The organism is Peterkaempfera griseoplana, from assembly GCF_001418575.1.
Lineage (GTDB): Bacteria > Actinomycetota > Actinomycetes > Streptomycetales > Streptomycetaceae > Peterkaempfera > Peterkaempfera griseoplana.
On sequence record NZ_LIQR01000450.1, the window covers coordinates 1 to 4500 of the forward strand.

At 68.8% G+C, this 4500-nt stretch carries 2 protein-coding genes; both read right to left on the bottom strand.

Going from position 1 to position 4500, the window contains the following annotated elements; translation table 11 throughout:
* Positions 1–603, bottom strand: a 603-nt coding sequence (locus AOK09_RS29445) for an NYN domain-containing protein (RefSeq protein ID WP_157876082.1), incomplete at its 3' end; no start/stop codon positions are given.
* 320 nt (positions 604–923) lie between these two features.
* Positions 924–4457 carry a DNA polymerase III subunit alpha gene (gene dnaE / locus AOK09_RS29450; RefSeq protein ID WP_079063530.1) on the bottom strand — a complete coding sequence of 1178 codons (3534 nt, stop codon included), beginning with the start codon at positions 4455–4457 and terminating at the stop codon, positions 924–926.
* Between the last annotated feature and the right edge of the window lie 43 nt (positions 4458–4500).

Below are 4500 nucleotides of genomic sequence, written 5' to 3' on the forward strand. Positions count from 1 at the left end.
GAGGATCTTGGCGATCTCGGGGCGGGGTCCGGCCGGCGGGCAGACGGCGGGCACATCCCGTACCCGGGTCCAGCGGGTGATCCACTCCCGGTCCAGCACCCGGCGTTCGTCGGCCTCGGCGACCAGGTCCTCGGACTGGTTGAAGTCGCCGTCGGCGGCCTGTACGGCCCAGAGGTGGACGGCGACGCCGTGCTCCTTGGCGGACATCATGCCGGGCAGCAGGTCGCCGTCGCCGGTCACCAGGACCACGTCGGCGCAGGCACGGTTGCGGGCCAGTTCGGAGAGTTCGGCGTGCATGGCGGCGTCCACGCCCTTCTGCACCCAGCGGCCGTCGGCTCTGGTGAGGGCGCCGAGGCGGACGGTGACCCTGGGCATCACCCGCAGCCGGCGGTGCTCGGGCATGGGGCGGCGGTCGGGGGCGGCGTCGAACCAGTAGATCCGCAGCAGCGGCAGACCGGTCTCGGCCTCGGCTCGTTCCCGCAGGGTGCCGATGAGGTCGGTGTGGTCCACGGTGATGCGGGAGCGTGCGGGCTCACCGGCGAGCAGGCTGGCTGCGGCCCCGAGCAGGTATCCGGCGTCCACCAGGACGACGCAGCGGTCCACTTCCACACCTCTTCCCGATCGGCTCGGCCGCATGGGGACGACCGCGCCGCTCACCGTTCAGGACTCCATACCCGGCGATCGGGCGGTGAACCGCACTGATGGATCTTGTTTCACTCGATCACGTTCCGGTGTCGGCGATTCGCCGATCTTGCCACCGTTCCGGCTGCCCACCACCCCTGTGATGTGAGCGTCGTGTGAGGGTTCCGGCGAAGACGCCCCGCGCCGGGGCCCGGGGGCCTCCCGGGCCCGTACGGCGGCGGGGCCCGGACGCACGCGGGCGCCACACCCGGGAGGGGTGCGGCGCCCGGGGCGCTGTGCGGTCAGCCTGCCAGGCAGGAGGGGCCGAGCAGCTGCTTGAGGTCGCCGAAGAGGGCCGGGTCGGAGGTGACCCGGTGGCGGTCGAGCCGCAGCACGGTGGTCTTGCGGTGGCCCTCCAGCCGCAGCCGCACCTCGGTGCTGCCCTTGTGGTTGGTGAGCACCTCGCCGAGGCGGGAGACCAGCGGCGGGGTGATCTTGACCATGGGGATGGAGATCACCACCGGTGCGTCGCTGTGGGCGTCGGAGAGGTCGGGGACCATCAGCTCCATGCCCATCAGCCGGGGTACGTCCTCGCGCTTGTCCAGCTTGCCCCGGACGAAGACCACCGCGTCCTCCACCAGCTGGGTGGAGACCAGCTGGTAGCTGGCGGGGAAGAACATGCAGTCGATGGAGCCGGCCAGGTCCTCCACGGTGGCGATGGCCCAGGCGTTGCCCTGCTTGGTCATCTTCCGCTGCAGCCCGGAGATGATGCCGCCGATGGTGAGGATGGAGCCGTCGGGGCGGTCGGCGAGGTCGGAGACCGCACAGTCGGCCTTGTCCGCCAGCACGTGCTCGATGCCGTGCAGCGGGTGCGAGGAGACATAGAGGCCGAGCATCTCCCGCTCCTGGGTGAGCAGGAAGGACTTCTCCCACTCGTCCTCGGAGAAGACCACGTCCAGGCCGAAGCCGGGCCCGTCGGCCTCCACCGTGTCGCCGCCGAAGAGGTCGAACTGACCCTCGGCCTCCTTGCGCTTGACCCCCACCACATTGTCGATCATGGGCTCGAACTGGGCGGTGAGGCCCTTGCGGGTGTGCCCCAGGGAGTCGAAGGCGCCGGCCTTGATCAGCGACTCCACGGTGCGCTTGTTGCAGACCACCGACTCGACCTTGTCCAGGAAGTCGGGGAAGGAGGTGTACTTGCCCTTGGCCTTGCGGGTGCGTACCACGGAGTCCACCACGTTGGCGCCGACGTTGCGGACCGCGGTGAGACCGAACCGCACCGTGTCGTCACCGTGCGGGGTGAACTCCGCATCGGACTCATTGACGTCCGGCGGCAGCACCTGGATGCCCATCTTGCGGCACTCGTTGAGGTAGACCGCCGACTTGTCCTTGTCGTCCTTGACGCTGGTGAGCAGCGCCGACATGTACTCGGCCGGGTAGTTGGCCTTGAGGTACGCGGTCCAGTAGGAGACCAGTCCGTAGCCGGCGGTGTGGGCCTTGTTGAAGGCGTAGCCGGAGAAGGGGACCAGGACGTCCCAGACCGCCTGGATGGCGGCGTCGGAGTAGCCGCGCTCACGGCAGCCCCGCTGGAAGGGGACGAACTCCGCCTCCAGGATCTCCTTCTTCTTCTTGCCCATGGCGCGGCGCAGCAGGTCGGCCTGGCCGAGCGAGTAGCCGGCGAGGATCTGGGCGGCCTTCTGCACCTGCTCCTGGTAGACGATCAGGCCGTAGGTGGGCGCCAGCACCTCCTTGAGCGGCTCCTCCAGCTCGGGGTGGATCGGGGTGATCTCCTGCTGGCCGTTCTTGCGCAGCGCGTAGTTGGTGTGCGAGTTGACGCCCATCGGGCCGGGCCGGTACAGCGCCAGGACGGCGGAGATGTCCTCGAAGTTGTCGGGCTTCATCAGCCGCAGCAGGGAGCGCATCGGGCCGCCGTCGAGCTGGAAGACGCCCAGCGTGTCGCCGCGCGCCAGCAGTTCGTAGGCGGCCTTGTCGTCGAGCGGCAGTTTCAGCAGCTCGATCTTCTCGCCCTTGTTCTTCTCGATCGCCTTGACGGCGTCGTCCATGATCGTGAGGTTGCGCAGCCCCAGGAAGTCCATCTTCAGCAGTCCGAGCCCCTCGCAGGTGGGGTAGTCGAACTGGGTGATGACGGCGCCGTCGGTGTGCCTGGTCCACACGGGGATGTGGTCGGTGAGCGGCTCCGCGGACATGATCACGCCGGCCGCGTGCACACCCGGCTGGCGGATCAGGCCCTCGATGCCGCGGGCGGTGTCGATCACCTTGCGGACGTCGGGGTCGTTCTCGTACAGGCCGCGGATCTCGCCGGCCTCGGAGTAGCGGGGGTGCGAGGAGTCGGTGATGCCGGAGAGCGGGATGCCCTTGCCCATCACGTCCGGCGGCATGGCCTTGGTGATCCGGTCACCCATGGCGTACGGGTAGCCCAGCACCCGGGAGGAGTCCTTGATCGCGGCCTTGGCCTTGATGGTGCCGTAGGTGACGATCTGGGCGACCTTGTCGGAGCCCCACTTCTCGGTGACATAGCGGATGACGTCACCGCGGCGGCGCTCGTCGAAGTCGATGTCGACGTCGGGCATGGAGATGCGCTCGGGGTTGAGGAAGCGCTCGAAGATCAGGCCGTGCGGGATCGGGTCGAGGTCGGTGATGCCCATGGCGTACGCGACCAGCGAGCCGGCGGCGGAGCCTCGGCCGGGTCCCACCGCGATGCCCTGGCCCTTGGCCCAGAGGATGAAGTCGGAGACCACGAGGAAGTACGCGGGGAAGCCCATCTGGCAGATGGTCTCCATCTCGTACTCGGCGAGCTTGCGGTGCTCCTCGTCGTAGCCGCCGGGGAAGCGGCGGTCCATGCCCTTCCACACCTCGGCGCGGAAGAAGGCCTCCTCGGAGTCGAAGCCCTCGGGGATGGGGAACCTGGGCATCAGGTTCTTGAACTCGAACATCCCGGTGGTGTCGACCCGCTCGGCGACCAGCAGCTGGCTGTTGCGGCAGCCCTCCTGCCAGGCGTCGGAGGAGTCCACCGCGTACATCTCGGCGGCGGACTTGATGTAGTAGCCGGTGCCGTCGAACTTGAAGCGGTCCGGGTCGGAGAGGTTCTTGCCGGTCTGCACGCAGAGCAGCAGGTCGTGCGCGGCGGCGTCCTCCTCCCGGGTGTAGTGGGAGTCGTTGGTGACGACCGGCGGGATGCCGAGCTTGCGCCCGATGTCGATCAGGCCCTCGCGCACCCGGTTCTCGATGTCCAGGCCGTGGTCCATCAGCTCCAGGAAGTAGTTCTCCTTGCCGAAGATGTCCTGGTACTCGGCGGCGGACTTCAGCGCCTCGTCGTACTGGCCCAGGCGCAGCCGGGTCTGCAGCTCGCCGGAGGGGCAGCCGGTGGAGGCCATCAGCCCGGCGGCGTGCTCGGCGAGGATCTCCTTGTCCATCCGGGGCCACTTCACCAGCCAGCCCTCGGCGTAGGAGCGCGAGGTCAGCTTGAAGAGGTTGTGCAGGCCCTCCTTGTTGCGGGCCCAGATGGTCTTGTGGAGGTAGGCGCCGGAGGCGGAGACGTCGTCCCGCTTCTGGTGCGGCTGACCCCACAGGATGCGCTTGGGGTTGGTGCGGGACTCGGGCGCGACATACGCCTCGATGCCGATCACCGGGGTGATGCCGGCGGCGGTGGCCTGCTTGTGGAACTCCGCGGCGCCGTACATGTTGCCGTGGTCGGTCATCGCGACATGGGTCATGCCCTGCCGCTCCACCTCCTTGAACAACTCCTTCAGGCGGGCGGCGCCGTCCAGCATCGAGTACTCGGTGTGGACGTGCAGATGCGCGAAGGAATCGCTCACGGCGGGGGCCTCCGGGGGCTCGCAGGCGGTCGGGCGGGCGGTG